Source organism: Burkholderiales bacterium, assembly GCA_015075645.1.
Lineage (GTDB): Bacteria > Pseudomonadota > Gammaproteobacteria > Burkholderiales > Casimicrobiaceae > VBCG01.
The window spans coordinates 334,536-352,296 of sequence record JABTUF010000002.1; the positions used below are offsets into that span (position 1 = coordinate 334,536).

Sequence of the window (17,761 nt, forward strand, 5' to 3'; positions counted from 1 at the left end):
GGGTCCTCCCGGATTCAGATGGCCGCTTCGCCGGACTCGCCGGTGCGGATGCGGATGACCTGTTCGACCGCGGTGACGAAGATCTTGCCGTCGCCGATCTTGCCGGTGCGCGCGGCCCGCACGATCGCCTCGATCGCCTGTTCGACCAGCGCGTCCTGCAGGATCACCTCGACCTTCACCTTCGGCAGGAAATCGACGACGTATTCGGCGCCGCGGTAGAGCTCGGTGTGGCCCTTCTGGCGGCCGAAGCCCTTGACCTCGGTGACGGTGAGCCCGGTGACTCCGATCCCGGAGAGCGCCTCGCGCACCTCGTCGAGCTTGAACGGCTTCACGACCGCTTCGATCTTCTTCATGGCTTCCCCGGCTCCCGTCCGCGGCGAAAGCTTACACGACGGCCGCTGCGCCGTGCTACCCGCGCCGGTCGGGGGCGCGTTCCCATTCGCGCCACGCCGAGGTGATCGGGTAGCGCCAGTCCTTGCCGAAGCCCCGCGGCGTGATCCGGATGCCGACCGCCGACTGCCGCCGCTTGTACTCGTTCACCTTGATCAGGCGCACCACGCGGGCCACCGCGTCCGCCGGCAGGCCGAGCGCCGCGATGTCCGCGGGGCTCCTGTCCTCCTCGACGTAGGCCTCGAGGATCGCGTCGAGGATCTCGTAGGGCGGCAGCGAATCCTGGTCGGTCTGGTTCTCGCGCAACTCCGCGCTGGGCGCGCGGGTCAGGATCCGCTCGGGAATGACCCGTCCGAGTTCGTTGCGGTGGCGCGCGAGCCGGTAGACGAGCGTCTTCGCGATGTCCTTCAGCACGGCGAAGCCGCCCGCCATGTCGCCGTAGAGCGTCGCGTAGCCGACCGCCATCTCGCTCTTGTTGCCGGTGGTGAGCACGATGGCGCCGGTCTTGTTCGACAGCGCCATCATCATCGTGCCGCGAATGCGCGCCTGGATGTTCTCCTCGGTCGCGTCGGGGGCGAGGCCGCGGAACTGCGGCTCGAGCGCGTCGAGGAACGCGCGAAACGGGCCCTCGATCGGGATCTCGTCGTAGCGGATGCCGAGGATGCCCGCCATCTCGCGCGAGTCCTCGAGGCTCATCGGCGACGTGTAGCGCGACGGCAGCATCACCGCCCGGACCCGGTCGCGGCCGAGCGCGTCGACCGCGATCGCGAGCGTGAGCGCCGAGTCGACGCCTCCGGAGAGCCCCAGCAGCACGCCCGGGAAGCCGTTCTTTCCGACGTAGTCGCGCACGCCCATCACGAGCGCCTGCCACACCTGCGCCTCCTGGCGCGGATCGAGTCCGCCGCGCACCGCGCGCGGGGTCGCGCCGTCGAACGCGGCGAGCGCGATCGTCTCGTGCCACGCCGGCACCTGCTGCGCGACCGAGCCGTCGGCGGCGACGACCATCGACGCGCCGTCGAACACCAGTTCGTCCTGGCCGCCGACGCGATTGACGTAGACGACCGGCAGCCGGATCTCGCGCGCGCGCGACGACGCCACCGCGAGGCGCGCCGCCTGCTGTTTCGTGTGGTACGGCGATCCGTTCGGAACGACCAGCAGTTCGGCGCCCGCTTCCTTCGCCTGCGCCGCCGGTTCGGGGAACCACAGGTCCTCGCACACGATGAAGCCGCAGCGCACGCCGGCCACGTCGACGACGCAGGGCGCGCCGCCGGGCGAGAAGTAGCGCTGCTCGTCGAAGACCGTGTAGTTCGGCAGCCGTTGCTTCCGCGCGACCGACACGACCCGGCGGTCGCGGATGACCGCGAGCGCATTGTGCCGCCGGCCGTCGCGTCGTTCGGGAAAGCCGACGACGAGCGTCGTGCCCTCGACCTCGGCGGCGAGCGAGGCGAGTTCGGACGCGCAGGCGTCGAGGAACGCGGGTCGGAGCAGCAGGTCCTCGGGCGGGTAGCCGCAGAGCGAGAGTTCCGGCGTGACCACCAGCTCCGCGCCCGAGCGCACCGACGCGCGCACCGCGTCGACGATCCGTCGCGCGTTGCCCGCGAGGTCGCCGACGACCTGGTCGAGCTGCGCGAGCGCGATATGCATGCGACGATGGTAGCAGACGGCCGATTCCCGGCACCCCCGCTCGCGGGCGCGCGACCCGAATCGGGCGACAATGGCGCCGACCATGCGCCCTCTCCCCTCGAGCGCCGCGACGCCATCGTCGGCCGGACCGCTGTCCTTGCGCGCGGACGTGTCGCTCGCGTCGATCGACGCGAGCGACTGGGACGCGCTCACCGGCGGCCACCCGTTCCTGCGCCACGCCTTCCTGAGCGCGTTGCACGAGTCCGGATGCGCGAGCCCCGCCACCGGCTGGTCGCCGCGCATCCTCACCGCATGGCGCGGCGGCACGCTCGCGGGAGCCATGCCGCTCTACGCGAAGATGCACTCCTTCGGCGAATACGTGTTCGACTGGGGCTGGGCCGACGCCTTCCGCCGCCACGGGCGGCGCTATTACCCGAAGCTCGTCGCGGCGGTGCCGTTCACGCCGGTGACCGGCCCGCGCCTCCTCGGCACCGACGCGGACGTACGGCGCGCGCTCGTCGAGTCCGCGCTCGAACGCGTGGCCGACGGCACCCATTCGTCGCTGCACGTCCTGTTCACCGACGACGACGACGCGAGCCTCCTCGACGCGATGGGCCTCGTCGTCCGCCAGGGCGTGCAATTCCACTGGACGAACGGCGGCTGGCGCGACTTCGACGACTTCCTCGCCGCGTTCACCCACGACAAGCGCAAGAAGGTCCGCCAGGAGCGCCGCCGGCTCGCCGAGCGCGGCGTCGCGTTCGAGCGCAAGCGCGGGCACGCCATCACTTCCGCCGACTGGGCGTTCTTCTTCCGCTGCTACGAGGCGACCTACCGCGCGCACCGATCGACGCCCTACCTGACGCTCGATGCCTTCGAGCGCATCGGCGCGGCGCTCGGCGACCAGGCGATCCTGGTGCTGGGCGCTCGCGAGGGCCGCCCGCTGTGCGCCGCGCTCGACGTCACCGACGGCGCCACGCTGTGGGGGCGCTACTGGGGCGCGGTCGAGGACGTGCCGGGCCTGCATTTCGAGGCCTGCTACTACCAGGCGATCGAGCACTGCCTCGCCCACGGCATCCGCAGGTTCGAAGGCGGCGCGCAGGGCGCGCACAAGCTCGCGCGCGGGCTCGAGCCGGCGGTGACGCGCTCGTCGCACGCGATCGGCGATCCCGCGTTCGCAGCCGCGATCGCGGAGTTCTGCGCGCATGAACGTTCCGGCGTGGCCGCCACGGTGGGCGAACTCCACGAGGCGCGGCCGTTCCGGCGCGTGCCGGAGCCCGGATGAACGCTGCGGCGCCGGTGCTACGATCACCGCACGGAAAACCGATGCTCCCCGACATGAACGACTCCGTCCTGCTCGCGCGCGAAGGCCCGGTCGCCACGCTGACGCTGAACCGCCCCGCCGCGCTCAACGTACTCGACCTCGCGATGGTCGACGCGCTCGTGGCCCTGACCGCCGAGGTCGCCGCCGATCGGTCGCTCCGGGTGCTCGTCGTCCGCGGCGCGGGCAGGCATTTCATGGCGGGCGGCGACATCCGCACGTTCGCGCAATCGCTCGGCCGCACGCCCGACGAGCGAGGGCGCGAGTTCGCGCACCTGCTCGAGCGCGTGCACACCGCGGTCGAGACGCTGGCGCTGATGCCGCAACCGGTCGTCGCCTGCGTGCACGGGGCCGTCGCCGGCTTCGGCCTGTCGTTGATGAACGCCTGCGACCTCGCGATCGCGTCCGACGACGCGTACTTCGCGGCCGCCTACCGGCAACTCGCGGTGACCCCCGACGGCGGCGGCACCTGGTCGCTGCCGCGCATCGTCGGGCAGCGGCGCGCGCTCGAGATCATGCTCCTCGGCGAACGCTTCGACGCGGCACGCGCCCTCGCGATCGGACTCGTGAATCGCGTCGTGCCCGCCGGTGAACTCGGTGCGGCGGTCGACGCCATGGTGCGTTCGATCGTCGAAGGTCCGCGCGACGCGCTCGCCGGGACCAAGCGCCTCCTGCGCCGCTCGTTCGACCGCGCGTTGCCGGAGCAACTCGCCGCCGAGGCCGCGAGCTTCTCCGGACTCACGATGGACGACGACTTCGTCGAGGGCGTCAGCGCGTTCCTCGAGAAGCGGCCGCCGAGATTTCGCGACTGACCATCGGCGCGCGGTGCGGCCCGCGGCCCGGGAGCGCGATCGATGCTACGTTTCGTCGTCGTCGCGCGGCAGGCCGACCCACTTCTGCTGCGGCCCCCCCTGCCCCGGACCCTTCGCCCCGCCCCCCCGTCCGCGGCGGCGGCGCTTCTTCTGCCCGGGGGCATGTCCCGGAGACCATCCGCCGGAGTCGCCGCGTGGCCGGTGCGAGGTCATCGGGCCCTCGCCCGGCCGGTAGCCGGACACCGGACCGTTCAGCACGTTGCCGTTGACCTCGCGCTCGACCCCGCGTTCGCTCGACGCACCCGCGTTCGGGCGCTGGCCTCCCGGCCCGCCGCGCTTGCGGCCGCGCCGTCGCTTGCGCCCACTGCCCGTGCGCGCGCCCTCGGCCGCGCCACCGGCCTGCGGCTGCGCATCCGCCCCGTGCGGGCGCGAGGCGTGCCGCGGCTTCTGCCCGCCCTGCGGACGCTGCCCCTGCGGCGCCGGCGCGCCGCCCTGCACCTTGAGGCCGGCGGACTTCAGCAGCGCGTGGGTCTCCTGCGGCTCGAGTTCCATCACTTCGCCGCGTTTCAATTGCGGCGGCATCGCGACGCGGCCGTAGCGCACGCGCAACAGGCGCGACACCGTGAGTCCGATCGCCTCGAACAGACGGCGCACTTCGCGGTTGCGCCCCTCCTTGACGACGACCTTGTACCAGTGGTTCGACGCGTCCTCGTCGCCGCCGGCGTCCTCGACCTTCTCGCACTTCGCCGGACCGTCGTCCAGTTCGACGCCGCGCAGGAGGCTCGCGACCTGCTCGTCGGACAATCGCCCGAGCACGCGCACCGCGTATTCGCGCTCGACCTCGTAGCGCGGGTGCATCAGCCGGTTCGCGAGTTCGCCGGAATTGGTGAAGAGCAGCAGGCCCTCGGTGTTGTAGTCGAGACGCCCGACCGCGATCCAGCGGCCGTCGCGAATCGCCGGCAGCATCCCGAACACCGTCGGACGCTCGTCGGGATCGTCGCGCGTGACGAGTTCGCCCGCCGGCTTGTGGTAGACGAGCACGCGCGCCTTCGGCTCGGCGAAGCGCACTTTCACCGGTTCGCCGTTGATGCGGACTTCGTCACCGGGACCGACCTTCTGCCCGATCTCCGCGGGCATCCGGTTCACCGTGATGCGCCCGGCGAGGATCATCTCCTCCATCGCGCGGCGCGAGCCGAAGCCGCAGCTCGCCAGCACCTTGTGCAGGCGCTGCGGCTCGGAGAAGACCTCGTCAGTGGAGCGTTTGTGTTTCGGGGGCGGGAGGCTCGCCTCGAACCCCTGCATCGCCAGGCTCGACTGGTGAGGATGCAGGCTGGTCTGCCGCATCGGGCCCGAGGATCGGGGTCGCGAGTGCGAGTGCCGCCTCGGCGGCCTTGGCTGGGGCATCGGGAATCTCCAGGAGGGTTGAGGCGTCGAGCTCGGCCAGAGGGGGCAGCTCCGCGAGGGAGCGCAGGCCGAGGTCGTCGAGGAAGGTCCGGGTCGTCGCGTAGAGCGCCGGGCGCCCCGGCGTCTCGCGGTGGCCGACCGCCTCGATCCACTGCCGGTCCTCGAGCGCCTTGACGACGTTCGTGGACACGGCGACCCCGCGGATGGCCTCGATGTCGCCGCGGGTGACGGGTTGCTGGTAGGCGATGATGGCGAGCGTCTCCATCACCGCGCGCGAATAGCGGGGCGGCTTCTCGGGCGAGAGCCGGTCGAGGTAGGTCTGCAGTCCGGGCGTCGCCTGGAAGCGCCAACCGGAGGCGACCTGGACCAGTTCGACCTTGCGTCCGGCCCACTCCTCGCGGATCTCCGAGAGGAGCTTGCGCACGGTCTCGGCGTCGAGCGGCGGATCGAAGAGCCGCGCGAGTTCGTTCGCGGCGACGGCCTCGCCGGCGACCAGGAGCGTCGCCTCCAGAACCCGCTTGACCTCCGCGAGATCGCTCGTCTCGCCTGACGTTCCGGACTCGCCCGCTTCGCTCATGTCGCCCGTGGGTCCGGCATGAGCCGGACGCTGTTCTTCGCCCGTGGGTCCGGCTTCAGTAACCGGACGCTGTTCTTCGCCTTCCGGGGTCCCGGCTTCCGCCGGACGCCTCGACCGCGTCACGACTCGTCTCCCGCGAGCGTGAATCCCGCCTCGCCCTTCGCGTGGACGTGGATCGGGGCGTAGGCCTCCGCCTGGTCGAGGTCGACCAGCTGCTCGCGCGCGAGTTCGAGCAGCGCGAGGAACGTGACGACGAGGTGCGGCACGTCGGCGTGCGCGGCGAACAGCGCGGTGAACTCGACGTAGCGCCCGGCGACGAGTGCCTTCATGATCCGGCTCATCTCGGCGCGCACCGAGAGCTGCTCGCGCGTGACGAGGTGGTGGCGGTTGACGCGCGCGCGTTGCACGAGCCCGGCCCACGCGGCGCGCAGGTCCTCCGGCACGACCTTCGCGAAGCGCTGCGTCGATACGCGCTCGAACCACACCCGCACCAGCGCGTAATCGCGGCCGGCGTGCGGCAACTCGTCGATGGCGCGCGCGGCGGCCTTCATGCGCTCGTACTCGAGGAGCCGGCGCACCAGCTCCGCGCGCGGATCCTCCGCTTCCTCTCCGGGCAGCGCCGGCGGACGCGGCAAGAGCAGCCGCGACTTGATCTCGATCAGCACCGCCGCCATCAGCAGGTACTCGGCCGCGAGTTCGAGCTGCGTGCGCCGCATCATCTCGACGTAGCCCAGATACTGGCGCGTGAGCTCGGCCATCGGGATGTCGAGCACGTTGATGTTCTGTCGCCGGATCAGGTAGAGCAGGAGATCGAGCGGCCCCTCGAAGGTCTCGAGGAACACCTCGAGCGCCTCGGGCGGGATGTACAGATCCGACGGCAGCTCGGCGAGCGGCTCGCCGTAGACGCGCGCGAGCGGCCGCGGCGAGGGCGACGGATGCGCGAGGTCGAGCGAGGCTTCGGTGGACATCGCGCCGGTCAGCCGTACCTGAGGCCCATCGCCTCGCGCACGTCGGCCATCGTTTCCTCGGCCATCTCGCGCGCCTTCTCGCAGCCGTCGGCCACGATGTTCCGCACGAGCTGGGGGTCGTCGAGGTACTTCTGCGCGCGTTCGTGGAACGGAACCTGTTCCCGGATGATCGCGTCGATCACCGGCTGCTTGCACTCCAGGCAGCCGATGCTCGCCGTCGTGCACCCCTTCCACACCCAGTCGCGCGTCGGCTGGTCGGAGTAGACCTGGTGCAGCGGCCACACCGGGCAGCGCTCCGGGTTGCCGGGGTCGCTGCGGCGCACGCGCGCCGGATCGGTCTGCATCGTGCGCACCTTGCGCGTCACTTCGGCGGGATCCTCGCGCAGGAAGATCGCGTTGCCGCGCGACTTCGACATCTTGTCGCCGTCGAGTCCGGGAACGCGCGGCGTCGCGGTCAGGAGCGGCTGCGGCTCGGGCAGGATCACGCGGCGCGCGCCCTCGAGCCAGCCGAACAGGCGCTCGCGGTCGCCGAGCGACAGGTTCTGGGTGTCCTCGAGCAGTTCGCGCGCGGCGGCGAGCGCGGCCTCGTCGCCCTTCTCCTGGAACGCGCCGCGCAGCTCGTTGTAGCGCTTGGCCTTCCGCGAACCGAGCTTCTTCACCGCCGCCTTCGCCTTCTCCTCGAACCCCGGTTCCTGGCCGTAGATGTGGTTGAAGCGCCGCGCGAGTTCGCGCGTGAACTCGATGTGCGAGACCTGGTCCTCGCCGACCGGCACCATGTTCGCGCGGTAGATCAGGATGTCCGCGCTCTGCATCACCGGGTAGCCGAGGAACCCGTAGTTCGACAGATCCCGGTCGGCCAGTTTCTGCTGCTGATCCTTGTAGGTCGGCACGCGTTCGAGCCACCCGACCGGCGCGATCATGCCGAGGAGCAGCGTCAGCTCCGCATGCTCGGGCACGCGCGACTGGATGAACAGCGTGGCGCGCGTCGGATCGAGTCCCGCGGCGAGCCAATCGATGAACATCTCCCACGTGGTGTCGGCGATCGACTCGCTCTCGTCGAAGTGCGTGGTCAGCGCGTGCCAGTCCGCGGCGAAGAACAGGCATTCGTGCTCCTCCTGCAGCCGGATCCAGTTGCGCAGCGCGCCGTGGTAGTGGCCGATGTGCATGCGCCCGGTGGGGCGCATGCCGGAGAGCACGCGGTCGGCGTACATGGCGGGCGGGTCAGAGTCCGAGTCGAAGGTCGACGCCGGTCAGCGCCCCGATCATCGACACGGCGGCACGGTACGGAGGCCCGAGGACGAGCCCCAGCGTGCCGGTCCAGGTGAGCACGACGATGAGTCCGATGACGACGAGGAAGCCGTAACGCTCGGTGTTCGAGTAGGGAATCGCGAGCGACCGGGGCAGGAGCGAGAGCAGGATGCGCCCTCCGTCGAGCGGCAGGATCGGCAGCAGGTTCACGACCATCAGCGACACGTTGATCACGACTCCGGTGAGCGCCATGTAGAGGAGCCCGTCGCTTTCGAGCGCGCCCTTCCCGGACGCGAGTCCGGCCAGCACCGCCCACAGCAACGCCATCACGAAATTCGCACCGGGACCGGCGGCGGCGACCCACAGCATGTCGCGCTTCGGCTGCCGGAGGTTCGCGAAGTTCACCGGCACCGGTTTCGCCCACCCGAACAGGAACCCGCCCAGGAGGAGCGTGGCGAACGGCACGAGCACGGTCCCCATCGGGTCGATGTGCTTCAGCGGATTTAAGGTGACACGGCCCAGCATCCATGCCGTGCCGTCGCCGAACATCCGGGCCACGTAGCCGTGGGCCGCCTCGTGCACCGTGATCGCCAGGATGATCGGAATCGCGGCCAGCGCGATCCGCTCGAGCGACAGGTCCATCGGCGGGCATTCTACCGCAGAACGCGCGAAACGGTTCTCGGAACTCAAACGAGGCCGAGCGCCGCCGGATCGCCCCGGCCACGACGGACCACCGTGCCCGGTGGCGATGCGAGATCGACGATCGTCGACGGCTCGCCCGCGCAGGGCCCCGCGTCGACGAACGCGTCGATGCGCCCGCCGACCGCGGCGACGATCTCGTCCGCGTCGTTCAACGGCGCGTCCGCTCCGGCGAGGACGAGCGAGGACGAGAGCAGCGGCTCGCCCAGTTCGGCCACGAGGGCCGCGGCGACCGGATGCGCGGGTACGCGCATGCCGATCGTGCTCCGCCTGGGATGACGCACGCGCCGCGGAACGTCGCGTGTCGCCGGCAGCAGGAACGTGTACGCGCCGGGCACGCCCTGCCGCACGAGGCGAAACTGCCAGTTGTCGAGCCGGGCGTAGCGGCCCGCCTGCGCGAGATCGCGGCAGACCAGCGTCAGATGGTGACGCTCGTCGATGCCGCGGATCGCGCGGATGCGCGCGGCAGCGTCGAAGGCGTCGAGCGCGCAGCCGAGCGCGTAGCACGAGTCGGTCGGATAGACGACGACGCCGCCCGCGCGCAATGCGGCCGCCGCCTGTCTGACGAGGCGCGGCTGCGGGTGCGTCGGGTGGATGGCGTATCGCTGGGACACGGGGCCCGTGGTCCGGGAGGCCGCGCCGGCGGCCCGGCGGGCGCGTGGCTTCCGGTTATATGATACCGTACCGCTTCATGCTGAATGGCATAAGCCGGACCGCCGCGGATCCGGTGCCGCACCCGGCTCCCCGGTGAACCTCCAGCAACTCCGCTACCTCTGCGCGGTCGTCGACCACGGACTCAACGTGTCGGAGGCCGCCGACGCGCTCGACACGTCGCAACCCGGCATCAGCAAGCAGATCCGGCACCTCGAGGACGAACTGGGCCTCAAGGTGTTCGTGCGCCAGGGCAAGCGACTGGCCACGCTCACGCCCGCCGGTTCGGTCGTGCTCGCGACCGCGCGCAAGGCACTCGCGGAAATCGGGAACCTGAAGCGCGTCGCCGACGAGTTCCGGAGCGAGGATTTCGGCACGCTCGCGATCGCGACCACGCACACCCAGGCGCGCTACGTGCTCCCGAAGGTGCTGCAGGCGTTCGTCGAGCGCTACCCGAAGGTGCGGGTCGTGCTCCATCAGGGCAATCCGCGGCAGGTGGCCGAGCACACGATCGCCGGGGAGACCGACGTCGGCATCGCGACCGAGGCGCTCGCCGATTTTCCCGACCTCGTCACGCTGCCCTGCTACAGCTGGAATCGCTGCGTGCTGGTGCCGCACGCCCATCCGCTCGCGAAGCACAAGGGGCGGCTGACGCTCGAGGCGCTCGCGAAGCACCCGATCGTGACCTACGACTTCACGTTCACCGGCCGCTCGCAGATCAACGCGGCGTTCGCCTCGCGCGGCATCGAGCCCAACGTCGTGCTGACGGCGCTCGACGCCGACGTGATCAAGACCTACGTCGAACTCGGCATGGGCGTGGGCATCGTCGCCCAGATGGCCTACGACCCGGTTCGGGACCAGGGCCTCGCGAAGCTCGACGCGAGCCACCTGTTCGCGCCGTCCACCACGCGCCTCGCGCTCAGGCGGAACGCGTTCCTCCGCGGCTACGTCTACGCGTTCATCGCGCTCTTCGCGCCGAAGTACGGACGCGCCGCGGTCGACGCGGCGCTCTCCGGCGGGAGTCCCGCTCCTTGACCGCGCCGCGCACCGAGGCGCCCGGCCCGCCGGTGGCGACGCGCACCTGGTCGTTCGCGGCGCTCCTGGGCGCGCTGGTCATGCTCGGCCCCTTCTCGATCGACCTCTACCTGCCCGCATTCGCGACCATCGGCGCCGCCTTCGACGTGCCGCAGGTCGCCGTGCAGGCGACGCTGTCGACCTACCTGTTCGCGTACGCGTTCATGATGCTGTGGCACGGCGCGCTCTCCGACGCGCTCGGCCGCAGGGCGGTCGTGCTGGGCAGTCTCGTCGTCTACGCGGTCGCGACGCTCGGCTGCGCGATCGCCGGCAACATCGAGTCGCTGTGGCTCGCCCGCGCGCTGCAGGGGCTCTCCGCGGGCGCCGGCCTCGTGATCGGGCGTGCGATCATCCGCGACCGCTTCCACGGGCCCGACGCCCAGCGGCTGATGGCGCAGGTGACGCTCGTGTTCTCGATCGCGCCGGCCGTCGCGCCCGTCGTCGGCGGTCTGCTGCTCAACGCGCTGGGCTGGCGCTCGATGTTCTGGGCGCTCCTCGCCTTCACGCTCGGGCTCTTCGCGTGGACCGCGCGCGCGCTCCCCGAGACCCATCCGCCCGCAGCGCGCACGCCGCTCCATCCCCGCACGCTGGCGCGCAACTACCGGAACGTGGCGGGTCACGCCGGGTTCCTGATGCTCGGGCTCGTCCCCGCGCTCAACTTCTGCGCGTTCTTCATCTACATCGCGGGCGCGCCGTCGTTCCTCGTCGACCTGCTCGGCGTCTCGACGATGGGTTTCGGCTGGCTCTTCATTCCGCTGATCGCCGGCGTGATGATCGGCGCGTCGGCTTCGGGACGCCTCGCCGGCCGGATCTCTCCCGCGAAGACGGTGCGAACGGGCTTCCTGTTCATGGGCGCCGCGGCGGCGGCGAACGTGCTGGTCAGCGCGTTCGCGCCGGCGCAGGTCGCGCTCAACATCGCGCCGCTGTTCTTCTTCATGATCGGCTCCGCGATGTCGACGCCGACCATCATGGTGATGCTGCTCGACCTGTTCCCGGCCATGCGCGGGCTCGCCTCGTCGCTGCAGGGCTTCGTGCAGTTCGCGCTCGGCGGCCTGGTCGCCGGCACCGTCGCGCCGATCCTCGACCGGTCGCTCCTCGCGCTCGCGCTCGGCATGGCCGCCTTCTGCGCCACCTCGTGGACGCTGTGGGTCGTGCAGCAGCGCCGCACGCACGTTGTTCCCTCTTCCTCACCCACCGACGACCGATGATCCTGCGTCCCTTCGCTCTCGCACTCGCGTTGCTCGGCGCCGCGTGCGCCCAGCCGCTCCACGCCCAGCCCGCCGACGGCAAGCCGCAATCCCTGCCGGTGACCAAAATCCGCGTGGGCGGCCACGCGGTGGACGCCGAGGTCGCCTCGACGCCGCCGGAGCGGCAGGTCGGCCTCATGTACCGCTTCAGTCTGCCCGCCGACCGCGGGATGCTGTTCGTGTTCGCCGAGCCGCAGCCGCTGTCGTTCTGGATGCGCAACACCTACGTCCCGCTGTCGATCGCCTTCATCGACGCACAGGGCCGCATTCTCAACATCGAGGACATGGCGCCGCGCGACGAAACCGGCGTGCCTTCGCGCGGCCTCGCGCTCTATGCGCTCGAGATGCGCAAGGGCTGGTTCGCAGAGCGCGGCGTCCGGCCCGGGACGCAGGTCACCGGCCTGCCGGGCGCGTCGAAGTACTGATCCGAAGGCGACGAACCCGGCGATCGCGCGACGATCGGACCGCCTCGCCGGGACCGGTTCGCCGGGCGCGACGGCGGGACCACGTCCGCGCCCGCTGTTGCAAAGAGCGCAGCGACGTCCCGAAGGTGGCCGCGTCGGCAGGATCACGATGAAAAGCCGCGCCCGGCGCGCGATCCCGCCGCATCGCCGTCCATGACGCAGGCATGAGGGGCGCGGTTCGTCCGCCCTGCGGCACCGAAGGAGGCCGGTCCTGCGGACCGTTCGTCGCCGGTTTGTACACGACAGCCTGTCTCGCGCTAGCATCGACCGGACCGCTTCATCCTGCGCGACCCATGGTCCCGCCCCACCTTGCCGTCCCGCTGCACGCGACCGCGGTCCCGATCCGCCTGGCGAGTTCCGACGCCACGCATTCGGAAGACGCGCCGGCGCACCTGATCCGCCGGTGGGCGCGCGACCTGGGGTTCGACGGCGTGACGACCTTCGCGCTGCCGCAGGCGGGTTCGATCGCGACCGTCGAGCCGGTGCTGTGGTCCACGTGGAACGATGCGTGGCTCGCCCGGTACGCCGCCGAGCGCTGGTTCGACGTCGATCCGCGCCTCGCGCCGACACTCGTCCACGGCCTTCCCTGCCTGTGGGACGGCGGCAGCATTGCCGCCGATCGACGCCCACAGAGCTTCTTCGATGCCGCGGCACGCGAAGGCATCCGCAGCGGCCTCGCGATCCCGATGTCTTCGCCGCGCGGCGGCTCGGTCGTCGCCTTCGACTCGTCCGCATCGCCGATCGATACCGCGCGCCGCAACGCGATCCTCGGCCGGCTCGACGATGCGATGTGGCTCGCGCGAGCGATCCACCTGTGCCGCCGGCCGCTGCACGAGCGCCCGCCGCCCGGAACGCTCGCGTCCCGGCGCCTCTCCGAACGCGAACGATCGTGCCTCGCGCTCTCGGCCAGCGGGCTCACCAGCCGCGACATCGCCGGGAAGCTCGGAATCGCGTCGCGAACGGTGGACTTCCACATCGGCAACGTGCTCGCCAAGCTCTCGGCGTTGAACCGGCACGAGGCCATCGCGAAGGCGATTGCGCAGGGCTGGCTTCCGTCCTGACGCGCCGCGCGCGCGAACCGGACGCCATCCGGGGATCGGCGCCAGGGACCGTTGCCAGGATCAATGCGAATCGTTATCATTCGTTGTGGCCGGCGCATGCGCGTCCGGCTCGACACCGCGCGCCAGCCAGGGATTCCCGAGCCAGCCGTGTCCGCGAAGAGCGTCCACGTCACCGCTTCAGGGGAGTTCCAGCATGCCTCGATCCGCCGCGTCCGCGCGCCGCCGCACCTCGTTCGTCCCGCGTCGCGTCGCCGACGCCCTTCGCACCGGCCTCCGGGTGCCGCACAAGGCGTTCGGCATCGCGTCGCTGTCGCTGTTCGGCGCCGAAGGCGGCGCCTGGGCGCAATCCACCACGACGCCTTCGCCGACACCGACGCTGCCCGAAGTCCGGGTGCGCGACGCCGACGGCTTCAAGGTCGACGCGACGAGCGCGGTGACCCGCACCGACACGCCGCTGCGCGACATCCCGCAGTTCGTCAACATCATTCCGCAGGAGGTGATCCGCACGCAGGGAGCGACCTCGCTCGTCGACGTCCTGCGCAACGTGCCCGGCATCTCGTTCGGTGCCGCGGAGGGCGGCACCCAGGCGAACCAGGTGCTCTTCCTGCGCGGCTTCCCGCTGAACCAGGACATCTTCGTCAACGGCGTCCGCGACATCGGCGAATACAACCGGGACCTCTTCGCCACCGACTCGGTCGAGGTGCTGAAAGGCTCCTCCGCGCTGATGTTCGGGCGCGGCTCCCCGGGCGGACTCGTCAACCAGACCTTCAAGGGCGCGTACAAGGTCGACGCGAGCCGGGTCGACCTCACGCTCGGGTCGTTCGATCAGAAGCGCGCGGTCGCCGACGTCAACGTGCGCGTGGGCGGGAACGGCGCGGTTCGATTGATCGCGCTGGCCGACGGCTCCGGCAACTACCGCTACCCGCAGGACACCGAGAGGTACGGCTTCGCGCCGAGCTTCCTGTGGGAGCTCTCGCCGACGGCGCAACTCACCGGGTCGTGGTACTGGTTCAAGGCACGCGACGTCACCGACTACGGGCAGCCCACGCTCTTCACCAGCGCCCTGGGCTTCTGGGGCTATCCGGAGATGGTGTCGCCGCGCACCTACTACGGCTTCGAGAACTACGACTACGCGAACTACGACGTCAACATCGGCGACCTGCGGCTCGACCTGCAACTCGCCGGCAACCTGTCGTTCACCTCGACGCTGCGCTATTCACGCTACCAGCGGCAGTCCGAGTCGACGATCGCGACGTTGAATCCGATCGACTTCAACGGCAATCCGGTGACGCGCGACACTCCGGTCGACCTCCTGCGCGTCACGCGCAACCACGACACGGGCCGCACGCGCGACAACGACGACGACGCGCTCGTCAGCCAGACCGAGCTCCTGTGGCGGACCGCCACCGGCCCGGTCCGCCACCAGGTGCTGGGCGGCATCCTGCTCGCGCGCGAGAGCCTCGACCGCCTCAACTACCAGCTCGACGCGGACCCGGACAAGCCGGGCGTGCAGGCGCCGTCGTCGATCACGTCGTTCCTCCACCCGGATGCGTCGGCCGAACTCTCGTACTCGAAGGTCGAGAACGCGCGCGGCAACTCGACCGCCGACACGTTCTCGATCTATGTGCAGGACCAGATCGAGTTCACCCCCGAGTGGAAGGCGCTCGTGGGCGTGCGCTGGGACCACTACGACGCGCGCGCGTACTCCACCGGCCTCGGCCCGGGCGTGCTGTCGACCGGACCCTACGAGCGCACCGACCGGATGTGGAGCGGGCGCGCCGGCCTCATCTGGCAACCGACCGCGCGTCAGTCCTGGTACCTCGCATGGGGCAACGCCTACAACCCGTCGGGCGAACTCGGCGTGTACGGAGGCACCGGCAACACCAATCTCAACCCGGTCAACCAGGGCCTCGAGCCGGAGGAGACCGAGAACTTCGAACTCGGCGCGCAGTGGGACTTCGGCGGCCTCCAGCTTCGCTCGTCGCTCTTCCGCACCGAAAAGTCGAACGCGCGCATGGCCGACAGCGCAGGCACCACGGTGCTCGCCGGCAAGCGGCGCGTCGACGGCATCGAGTTCGAGCTGTCGGGATCGATCACGCCGAACTGGGAAATCACCGGCGGCATCGCGTTCATGGACGGCGAGATCGTGACCGGTCCTCCGGCCACGCAGGGCAAGGTGCCGCTCGGCGTCGCCGAGATCTCGGGCAGCCTGTGGACCGTCTACAAGACCGGCGGCGGCTTCGAGTTCGGCGGCGGCGTGCGCGGCCAGAAGGGCACGTGGCTCACCGACACCAACGTGCCCGACTCGCAGATCCCGACCTATGTGGTGCTCGACGCGATGGTGGGCTACGTCGCCCCGAGCTGGGAGGTGCGGGTCAACGGCTACAACCTGACCGACAAGACGTACTACATCGGCGGCTACAACAACCGGCCCGACCGCGTGCTGCCGGGCGCCCCGGTCTCCGGCGCGGTCACGTTCACCTACCGGTTCTGAACCAGGGACCCACGCCATGCTGCTGCGCATCCCCGGCGTCCTTCGCGCCGACGAAGTCGCCCGCATCCGCGAGCGCATCGACGCCGCGGCCTGGGTCGACGGCAACGTCACCGCGGGGCACCAATCCGCGCGCGCGAAGGCGAACCTGCAGTTGCCCGAGGAATCCGCGGTGGCGCGCGAATGCGGCGAGACGATCCTCGCCGCGCTCGGGCGCCATCCGCTCTTCTTCTCCGCGGCTCTGCCGCGCCAGGTGTACCCGCCGCTCTTCAACCGCTACGGGCCGGGCATGACCTTCGGCGACCACGTCGACGGGGCGATCCGCGTGCACCCGCCGACCACGCGACGGATGCGCACCGACGTCTCGGCGACGCTGTTCCTGACCCCGCCCGAGGACTACGACGGCGGCGAACTCACGATCGAGGGCACCTACGGTCCGCAGGCGGTCAAGCTGCCCGCCGGCGACCTCGTGATCTATCCGGCGACGAGCGTGCACCGCGTGACGCCGGTGACCCGCGGCGAGCGCGTGTCGTCGTTCTTCTGGATCGAGAGCATGGTGCGCGACGACGGCGAACGCACGCTGCTCTTCGAGATGGACATGGCGCTCGTGCGGCTCGCGCGCGAAGTCGACGACCATCCGTCGCTCGTCGCGCTCACAGGCTGCTACCACAACCTGCTGCGGCGCTGGGGAGACGCGTAGGACTCAGCGCAGCGACGGCATCGCGAACGACGACGAGCGCAGCGCCTTCAGCGTGAACCGGCCCGCCTCGGTGCCGATCCGTCGCGCGATCCGGCTCGCGAGATCCTCCTTCGGCGTGTAGTCGACGACCTCCTCGGCTTCGAACACGTCGCGCGCGACCGACCCGACCGTGCCGTAGGCGTCGGCGAGCCCCAGTTCCACCGCCCGCTGGCCGTTCCAGACGAGCCCGCTGAACATGTCGGGCGACTCCTTCAGCCGGTCGCCGCGCCCGTCCTTCACCGCCGCGATGAACTGCCGGTGGATGTCCTCGAGCATCGACTCGGCGTACGCGCGTTGCCTGTCGGGCAGCGGCGAGAACGGGTCGAGGAACGCCTTGTTCTCGCCCGCGGTGATCACGCGGCGTTCCGCGCCGACCTTTTCCATCGTCCCGACGAAGCCGAACGAATCGATGACCACGCCGATCGACCCGACGAGGCTCGCGGGATCGACGTAGATGCGATCCGCCGCCGCCGCGACGTAGTAGCCCCCCGACGCGGCCATCTCCTCGACCACCGCGTGCAGCGGGACGTCGGGATGCTTCGCGCGGAGCCGCTTCATCTCGGCGTGGATCTGCCCGGCCTGCACCGGGCTGCCGCCCGGACTGTTGATGCGCAGCACGACGCCCTTGATGCGCGGGTTGTCGAACGCCGCGTGCAACCCCTCGATGACGACTTCGGCGCTCGCCCGCCCGTCGCGGTCGATCTCGCCGTCGAGGTCGACCAGCGCCGTGCACTTGTCGACGCACACCTGCGCGTGCGACGCGAACGCGCCGACGAGCATCAGGAGTCCGATCACGACGACACCGAGCACGAGAAAGCGGAAGAAGATCGACCAGCGCCGCGCGCGCCGGCGTTCGGCCACGATGTCGCTCGCGAGCGCCTCCAGCGCCTTGCGTTCCCAGCCTTCCTCGGTCATGGACCCCTCGCCGAACTCGATGGATGTCGCCGGCCAGTCTACCGCGCCCCCCGGCCGGGCCGGATCCGGGGCCGGGCGCG

The 17,761-nt window shown here is 70.7% G+C and carries 16 protein-coding genes and 1 pseudogene; 8 read left to right on the forward strand and 9 right to left on the reverse strand.

Going from position 1 to position 17,761, the window contains the following annotated elements:
* Positions 1-14: 14 nt before the first annotated feature.
* Positions 15-353: a P-II family nitrogen regulator gene (locus HS109_05010; protein ID MBE7521728.1), complete on the reverse strand. Its 339-nt coding sequence runs from the start codon at positions 351-353 to the stop codon at positions 15-17.
* Positions 354-408: 55 nt separating this feature from the next.
* The gene (locus tag HS109_05015) at positions 409-2,034 is read right to left on the reverse strand and encodes an NAD+ synthase (protein ID MBE7521729.1); all 1,626 of its coding nucleotides are present in this window, start codon (positions 2,032-2,034) and stop codon (positions 409-411) included.
* A gap of 82 nt (positions 2,035-2,116) precedes the next feature.
* Between HS109_05015 and HS109_05020 the strand changes: the two genes are divergently transcribed.
* Together HS109_05020 and HS109_05025 are read left to right on the forward strand one after the other, a co-directional pair.
* Positions 2,117-3,295, forward strand: coding sequence for an N-acetyltransferase (locus tag HS109_05020; protein MBE7521730.1), 1,179 nt, complete (start codon positions 2,117-2,119; stop codon positions 3,293-3,295).
* A gap of 53 nt (positions 3,296-3,348) precedes the next feature.
* Complete coding sequence (locus HS109_05025) at positions 3,349-4,143, forward strand: enoyl-CoA hydratase/isomerase family protein (GenBank protein ID MBE7521731.1); 795 nt, start codon at positions 3,349-3,351, stop codon at positions 4,141-4,143.
* A 531-nt stretch (positions 4,144-4,674) separates the two neighbouring features.
* Here the strand turns inward: HS109_05025 and HS109_05030 are convergent.
* The 6 genes and pseudogenes from HS109_05030 to HS109_05055 all read right to left on the reverse strand — a co-directional run bounded on the left by HS109_05030 (position 4,675) and on the right by HS109_05055 (position 9,653).
* Positions 4,675-5,487, reverse strand: a pseudogene (locus tag HS109_05030) (rRNA pseudouridine synthase).
* Positions 5,393-6,124: an SMC-Scp complex subunit ScpB gene (gene scpB / locus HS109_05035; protein ID MBE7521732.1), complete on the reverse strand. Its 732-nt coding sequence runs from the start codon at positions 6,122-6,124 to the stop codon at positions 5,393-5,395. The pseudogene HS109_05030 and the gene scpB overlap by 95 nt, the downstream one beginning before the upstream one ends.
* Before the next feature lie 119 nt (positions 6,125-6,243).
* A complete protein-coding gene (locus tag HS109_05040; GenBank protein ID MBE7521733.1) occupies positions 6,244-7,092 on the reverse strand; it encodes a segregation/condensation protein A in 849 nt (282 codons plus the stop codon).
* Between the two features lie 8 nt (positions 7,093-7,100).
* The gene (locus HS109_05045; GenBank protein MBE7521734.1) at positions 7,101-8,303 is read right to left on the reverse strand and encodes a tryptophan--tRNA ligase; all 1,203 of its coding nucleotides are present in this window, start codon (positions 8,301-8,303) and stop codon (positions 7,101-7,103) included.
* 10 nt (positions 8,304-8,313) lie between these two features.
* Positions 8,314-8,982: a site-2 protease family protein gene (locus tag HS109_05050; GenBank protein MBE7521735.1), complete on the reverse strand. Its 669-nt coding sequence runs from the start codon at positions 8,980-8,982 to the stop codon at positions 8,314-8,316.
* A 44-nt stretch (positions 8,983-9,026) separates the two neighbouring features.
* Positions 9,027-9,653, reverse strand: a complete 627-nt coding sequence (locus HS109_05055; protein ID MBE7521736.1) for a threonylcarbamoyl-AMP synthase — start codon at positions 9,651-9,653, stop codon at positions 9,027-9,029.
* A 133-nt stretch (positions 9,654-9,786) separates the two neighbouring features.
* On the opposite strand from HS109_05055, the gene cysB reads away from it, so the two are divergent.
* The 6 genes from cysB (at position 9,787) to HS109_05085 (ending at position 16,727) form a co-directional block, all read left to right on the forward strand.
* Positions 9,787-10,725 (forward strand): HTH-type transcriptional regulator CysB, encoded by a 939-nt coding sequence (gene cysB / locus HS109_05060; GenBank protein MBE7521737.1) that lies wholly within the window; start codon positions 9,787-9,789, stop codon positions 10,723-10,725.
* Complete coding sequence (locus HS109_05065; protein ID MBE7521738.1) at positions 10,722-11,972, forward strand: multidrug effflux MFS transporter; 1,251 nt, start codon at positions 10,722-10,724, stop codon at positions 11,970-11,972. Before cysB ends, HS109_05065 begins: the two co-directional genes overlap by 4 nt.
* Positions 11,969-12,436 carry a DUF192 domain-containing protein gene (locus tag HS109_05070; protein MBE7521739.1) on the forward strand — a complete coding sequence of 156 codons (468 nt, stop codon included), beginning with the start codon at positions 11,969-11,971 and terminating at the stop codon, positions 12,434-12,436. Before HS109_05065 ends, HS109_05070 begins: the two co-directional genes overlap by 4 nt.
* Positions 12,437-12,768: 332 nt before the next feature.
* Positions 12,769-13,536: a LuxR family transcriptional regulator gene (locus HS109_05075; protein ID MBE7521740.1), complete on the forward strand. Its 768-nt coding sequence runs from the start codon at positions 12,769-12,771 to the stop codon at positions 13,534-13,536.
* 193 nt (positions 13,537-13,729) lie between these two features.
* Positions 13,730-16,030, forward strand: coding sequence for a TonB-dependent siderophore receptor (locus HS109_05080; GenBank protein ID MBE7521741.1), 2,301 nt, complete (start codon positions 13,730-13,732; stop codon positions 16,028-16,030).
* Between the two features lie 16 nt (positions 16,031-16,046).
* On the forward strand, positions 16,047-16,727 hold the full coding sequence (locus HS109_05085) for a Fe2+-dependent dioxygenase (protein ID MBE7521742.1): 681 nt from the start codon (positions 16,047-16,049) through the stop codon (positions 16,725-16,727).
* Between the two features lie 3 nt (positions 16,728-16,730).
* Here HS109_05085 and HS109_05090 read toward each other — a convergent pair whose 3' ends face one another.
* Positions 16,731-17,681 (reverse strand): S49 family peptidase, encoded by a 951-nt coding sequence (locus HS109_05090; GenBank protein MBE7521743.1) that lies wholly within the window; start codon positions 17,679-17,681, stop codon positions 16,731-16,733.
* Positions 17,682-17,761 lie beyond the last annotated feature (80 nt).

Coding starts and splice junctions, on each gene's coding strand:
- HS109_05010 (MBE7521728.1), bottom strand. CDS start 353: ATGAAGAAGATCGAAGCGGTCGTGAAGCCGTTCAAGCTCGACGAGGTG.
- HS109_05015 (MBE7521729.1), bottom strand. CDS start 2,034: ATGCATATCGCGCTCGCGCAGCTCGACCAGGTCGTCGGCGACCTCGCG.
- HS109_05020 (MBE7521730.1), top strand. CDS start 2,117: ATGCGCCCTCTCCCCTCGAGCGCCGCGACGCCATCGTCGGCCGGACCG.
- HS109_05025 (MBE7521731.1), top strand. CDS start 3,349: ATGAACGACTCCGTCCTGCTCGCGCGCGAAGGCCCGGTCGCCACGCTG.
- scpB (MBE7521732.1), bottom strand. CDS start 6,124: ATGAGCGAAGCGGGCGAGTCCGGAACGTCAGGCGAGACGAGCGATCTC.
- HS109_05040 (MBE7521733.1), bottom strand. CDS start 7,092: ATGTCCACCGAAGCCTCGCTCGACCTCGCGCATCCGTCGCCCTCGCCG.
- HS109_05045 (MBE7521734.1), bottom strand. CDS start 8,303: ATGTACGCCGACCGCGTGCTCTCCGGCATGCGCCCCACCGGGCGCATG.
- HS109_05050 (MBE7521735.1), bottom strand. CDS start 8,982: ATGGACCTGTCGCTCGAGCGGATCGCGCTGGCCGCGATTCCGATCATC.
- HS109_05070 (MBE7521739.1), top strand. CDS start 11,969: ATGATCCTGCGTCCCTTCGCTCTCGCACTCGCGTTGCTCGGCGCCGCG.
- HS109_05075 (MBE7521740.1), top strand. CDS start 12,769: ATGGTCCCGCCCCACCTTGCCGTCCCGCTGCACGCGACCGCGGTCCCG.
- HS109_05080 (MBE7521741.1), top strand. CDS start 13,730: ATGCCTCGATCCGCCGCGTCCGCGCGCCGCCGCACCTCGTTCGTCCCG.
- HS109_05085 (MBE7521742.1), top strand. CDS start 16,047: ATGCTGCTGCGCATCCCCGGCGTCCTTCGCGCCGACGAAGTCGCCCGC.
- HS109_05090 (MBE7521743.1), bottom strand. CDS start 17,681: ATGACCGAGGAAGGCTGGGAACGCAAGGCGCTGGAGGCGCTCGCGAGC.